Below are 4,703 nucleotides of genomic sequence, written 5' to 3' on the forward strand. Positions count from 1 at the left end.
CCGGCGAGGGCGATGTCGTACATGCCGACGCCGATGGAGCCTGCCATCGTGGTGACGCTCGTCATCGCGCCGGCGCACATGCGGTCGATGGCGAAACCGGGAACCGTCTGAGGGAGTCCTGCAAGGATCGCCACCGACCTGCCCAGGGTCAGCCCCTGGTCGCCGGTCTGGCTGGTAGCAGCGATCGCGACGTCGTCGATGCGGTCGGCGGGCACTTTCGGGTTGCGCTGCATGAGTCCGATGGTCGCCTTGACGGCGAGGTCATCGGATCGGGTGTTCCAGTACATGCCTTTTTCGCCGGCGCGCCCGAAAGGGGTGCGCATACCGTCGACGAAGAAGACGTCCGAAATCTCGGCCACTCTGCCTCCAAAAATAGGGATTTCCACCAGCCTAGGAATCCCTATGAGGCGGCGAGAATCGGTTGGGCTGAACCTACGAAGCGGTTTCCGGCGCGTCCGACACCGTTTGCACGGAACGCACAAACGCGTCGGTGATCGCCTGTGCAGTTCGTTCAATCTGCCAGGGCCGCGCTCCCTGCGCCGCGAGTGCGGCAGAGACGGATGCCACGTCGATCGGCTCCGGCGGCGTCCAGGCGAGACGGCGCAGGGTGTCGGGGGTGAGGAGGTTCTCCGTCGGCATCCCGAGTTCCTCGGCGATCTTCTCGACGTCCGGCCGCGCGGCCTTGAGCCGGGCGTCGGCCGCAGGGTTGCGGTCCGCCCACGCGCGCGGCGGCGGCAGGCTGTCGCCCGACCCGCGCTCGGGCGGCAGGGACTCGTCGGCGCGACCGGCTTCGATCGCCGCCCACCAGCGGTCCAGCTGCGAGCGGCTCGCGCGCCCGGTGAACTCCTTGACCTTCGACAGCTCCTGCTTGCTCGCAGGGTCCGCCCGCACCGCGGCGACCAGCGCCCGATCGGGCACCAGCCTGCCCGGTGAGACGTCCTGTTCACGCGCGTACTCCTCGCGCGCCGTCCACAGCGCCCGCGCCACGGCGAGGCCTCGGCGGCCGCGCACCGTGTGCAGTCCGCTCAGACGGCGCCAAGGCTCCTCACGGGGTGGCTTGGGAGCGCGCTCGAGCACCGCCTGGAACTCCTCGGCGGCCAGCTCCGTCTTGCCCTGCTCGGCCAGCTCTTCTGTGAGCACATCGCGCACGTCGACCAGCAGCAGCACGTCGAGGGCGGCATACTCCAGCCACGCCTGCGGCAGCGGGCGAGTGGACCAGTCCGCGGCCGAGTGGGCCTTGTCGAGCGTGATGCCGAGGGTGTCTTCGACGACGGCTCCGAGGCCCACGCGATCATGCCCGAGCAGCCGGGCCGCCAGCTCGGTGTCGAAGATCGAGGGCGGCTCGAGGCCGATCTCGCGCAGCGACGGGAGGTCTTGGCTCGCCGCGTGCAGCACCCACTCCTCGCCGCCGATGGCCGCTTGCAACGGGGTCATGTCGCCGATGGCGGGCGGGTCGAACAGGTAGACGCCGGCGTCGCGCCGGAAGACCTGCACGAGGTAGGCGCGCTGCGAGTAGCGGAAGCCGCTGGCCCGCTCCACGTCGACGGCGACGGGGCCGTGCCCGGCGGCCAGAGCCTGACAGGCCGCCTCGAGCCCCTCGGCATCCTCGATCACGCGGTACTCAACCACGGGCGCTCCGACGCGGTCCGAACACAGCTATCTCCTCCGACCCTGGCGGCAGACCCGCCAACATGCATACCAATTCTGCCCACGCCCGCACGTGGTGCGCGATGTCGCTGGTCGGGGACCACGACGCGCGCAGCTCGATCTGCGCGCCGTCGCCCTCGTCGGCGAGCGAGCCGAACCCCTTCGACAACGTCTTCGTCGCCGTGCCGGATTCGGAGTGATATCGGGCTCCGCGGGAATCCAGTGCGTCGACCAGCCATGACCAGGCGACGTCGGCGAGCAGGGGATCGGTGCCGATCTCGGTCTCGAGCGGCGCCTGCGCGAAGCAGACGATGCGCCACGATCCACCCCAGGCGTCGTCACCGGTCGGATCGTGCAGCAGGACGAACCGTCCCGTGCCGTACGGCGAGTCCACGCCGTGCTCCTCGGGCCGCACATCGCCGGCGAGCGCAAGGGCGTCGGGGGCGAGCCCGCTGGGCGCGGGGATCTCACGCACGACGTAGTCGGAGCGGAAGGCGAGGGAGCGCATTCGGTCCGCCGCTTCGGCGAACGTCTGGGGCTCCGCAGGAGGGCGCGGATCATCCACGTCGACAGACTAGAGTGAGCGCACAATGATGGCTTCCAGGCGCGCCGTCACGCCCGGCGCCTCGCTCTCGTCGCGAACCCTCGTCGGCGCCGTCCTCGTCACCCTCGGCACCGCGCTTGGCGGCGTGCTCGGGTGGATGGGGCTTCTGTCCGTGAGCATGGCACGTCGCGTGGTCACGCCGGCCGGGCGCACCCCAGACACGACCATCGTGCAGGTCGACCCCGCCGCGCAGACCATCACCCTCTCGCGCACGCCCGACACCGAGCTTCCCGGGCGATATGGCCTCTTCACCACCGGAACGGCCTCGTACGTCAAGCTGGGCTCGGTGCTCTCGGAGGACCGGGCCACCGTCACCCGCAAGCTCCTCACCCATGTTCCCGCCGACGCGACACTCGCACCCGACGCCGCCTTCAGCGGCTGGTACTACAGCGACCCCGGTCAGCTGCACCTGCCCTACACGACGGAGCTGATCGGCGGACCGGTCGGCCCGTGCCCGGCGTGGCTCTTTCCGGCTGAAGCGGCCACCGACACCTGGGTGATCCAGGTGCACGGGCGCGGCACGACACGCGCCGAGTGCCTGCGCGCGGTCCCGGTGTTCCATGCCGCCGGCATCACCTCCCTGCTGGTGTCGTACCGCAACGACGGCGAAGGCCCCCGCAGCAGGTCGGGCACCTACGCCCTCGGCGCGACGGAGTGGCGCGACATCGAAGCCGCCCTCGAGTTCGCGCGGCGCCACGGGGCGAAGCGCATCGTGCTCATGGGGTGGTCGATGGGGGGCGCGATCGCGCTGCAGGTCGAGCTGAACTCGCCGCACCGCGATCTCATCGCCGGCATCGTGCTGGACTCGCCGGTGATCGACTGGCGCGTCGTGCTCGCCTACCAGGCCGATCTGCTGAGGCTCCCCAGAGTCGTCACGAAGCTGGCGATCGCCGCGCTGGGCGCCGGATGGGCTACGCCCGTCACCGGTGCCGGGGCGCCGATCCCGTTCGACCGATTGGACGTCGTCGCGCGTGCGGGGGAACTGCGGCATCCGATCCTCATCCTCCACAGCGACGACGACGGGTTCGTGCCCTCCGACGCCTCCCACGACCTGGTCGTCGCGCGGCCCGACCTCGTCGAGCTCGAAGTCTTCGACGTCGCCCGCCACACCAAGCTGTGGAACTACGACGAGCAGAGGTGGAGCAGCCGCATCACCAGCTGGCTGCGTGCACACCAGCTCGCCTTCGCGGACTCCGCCTCCGAGGCGTGAGCGGGCCCGGGCCGTCGCGCCACGACTAGGATCGACTCACATGACGACCACCGGCACGGGCATCGTGCATCTGAGCGAGCGCCAGCCCCGGGTCACCGGTGACGAGATGGTCGCATCCCTGGTACCCCCGCCGCAGTTCGACGACGCGACGTTCGACACATACCGTGCGGATGACACCTATCCGTCCCAGCAGCAGGCAAAGGAGCTCCTCTCCGCGTTCGCGAACGGTGGAGCCCCGGCGGCGCGCGGCGGCTTCTTCCGCCGCGCCAAGAAGGCGCCCGAGCTCAAACCGGGCATGTACCTCGACGGCGGATTCGGCGTCGGCAAGACCCACCTGCTGGCCGCGATCTACCACGCGTTGCCCGCGCGGCGGAAGTACTTCGGCTCGTTCATCGAATACACGGCGCTGGTCGGGGCGCTCGGCTACCAGAAGACCGTCGAGCTGTTCCGCGGTGCGGACCTGCTGTGCATCGACGAGTTCGAGCTGGACGACCCGGGCGACACGATGGTGATGACGCGCCTGCTGGGTGAGCTCGTGTCCTCGGGCACCCGTCTGGCGGCCACGTCGAACACTCCGCCCAACGCCCTGGGCGAGGGCCGCTTCGCCGCCCAGGACTTCCTGCGCGAGATCCACGCCATGTCCGAGAGCTTCCAGACACTGCGCATCGACGGCACCGACTACCGTCAGCGCTCTGTAGACGGCCACGCCGTGGTGCTCGATGAGGCGGAGTACCAGCGTGCGCTGGAGGATGCCGCCGCTTCCGGAACCGTGTCGGACGACGAGTTCTCCGCCGTCATCGCACATCTGGCCACCGTTCACCCATCGCGCTACATCCGTCTCATCGAGGGACTGCATGCGGTGGGGCTTCGCGACGTCACCCGTCTCGAGGACCAGTCCGCCGCCCTGCGGTTCGTGGCCTTCGTCGACAGGGCGTACGACGCCGAACTGCCGATCCGGGCGACCGGCGTGGCGCTGGACCAGGTCTTCGGCGACGAGATGCTCGCCGGCGGCTACCGCAAGAAATACCTCCGGGCGATCTCGCGCCTCGTGGCACTCACCCACTCCTGAGCGATTCGGGAGGGCCCTCACGGCGGCGCGAAACGTGATGTTTACCGTGCGCGTCACCGCGTAACCAACGCGAAACACGACCTGCACGCTGGCAGAAACGGCGCCTCGCGAGACTGGGCGTGCACGCCGCGGAAACCCGTACTCACCGCGACGTGACCCCTGTCACCGATCAA

The 4,703-nt window shown here is 69.8% G+C and carries 4 protein-coding genes and 1 pseudogene; 2 read left to right on the top strand and 3 right to left on the bottom strand.

Annotated elements, in window-relative coordinates; all coding sequences use genetic code 11:
• From NQ160_RS18850 to NQ160_RS18860, 3 genes and pseudogenes are all read right to left on the bottom strand, one after another.
• A pseudogene (locus tag NQ160_RS18850) lies at positions 1 to 359 on the bottom strand (acetyl-CoA C-acyltransferase); the annotation flags it as partial.
• A gap of 73 nt (positions 360 to 432) precedes the next feature.
• On the bottom strand, positions 433 to 1,629 hold the full coding sequence (locus NQ160_RS18855) for a ribonuclease D (RefSeq protein ID WP_257516646.1): 1,197 nt from the start codon (positions 1,627 to 1,629) through the stop codon (positions 433 to 435).
• Complete coding sequence (locus NQ160_RS18860; RefSeq protein WP_257516647.1) at positions 1,622 to 2,212, bottom strand: DUF3000 domain-containing protein; 591 nt, start codon at positions 2,210 to 2,212, stop codon at positions 1,622 to 1,624. The genes NQ160_RS18855 and NQ160_RS18860 overlap by 8 nt, the downstream gene beginning before the upstream one ends.
• A 25-nt stretch (positions 2,213 to 2,237) precedes the next feature.
• On the opposite strand from NQ160_RS18860, the gene NQ160_RS18865 reads away from it, so the two are divergent.
• Together NQ160_RS18865 and zapE are read left to right on the top strand one after the other, a co-directional pair.
• The gene (locus tag NQ160_RS18865; protein ID WP_257516648.1) at positions 2,238 to 3,461 is read left to right on the top strand and encodes an alpha/beta hydrolase family protein; all 1,224 of its coding nucleotides are present in this window, start codon (positions 2,238 to 2,240) and stop codon (positions 3,459 to 3,461) included.
• Positions 3,462 to 3,501: 40 nt separating this feature from the next.
• Entirely contained in the window at positions 3,502 to 4,530 is a 1,029-nt protein-coding gene (gene zapE / locus NQ160_RS18870; RefSeq protein ID WP_257516649.1) for a cell division protein ZapE, read from the top strand.
• The last annotated feature ends 173 nt before the right edge of the window (positions 4,531 to 4,703 follow it).

The organism is Microbacterium sp. zg.Y909, assembly GCF_024626565.1.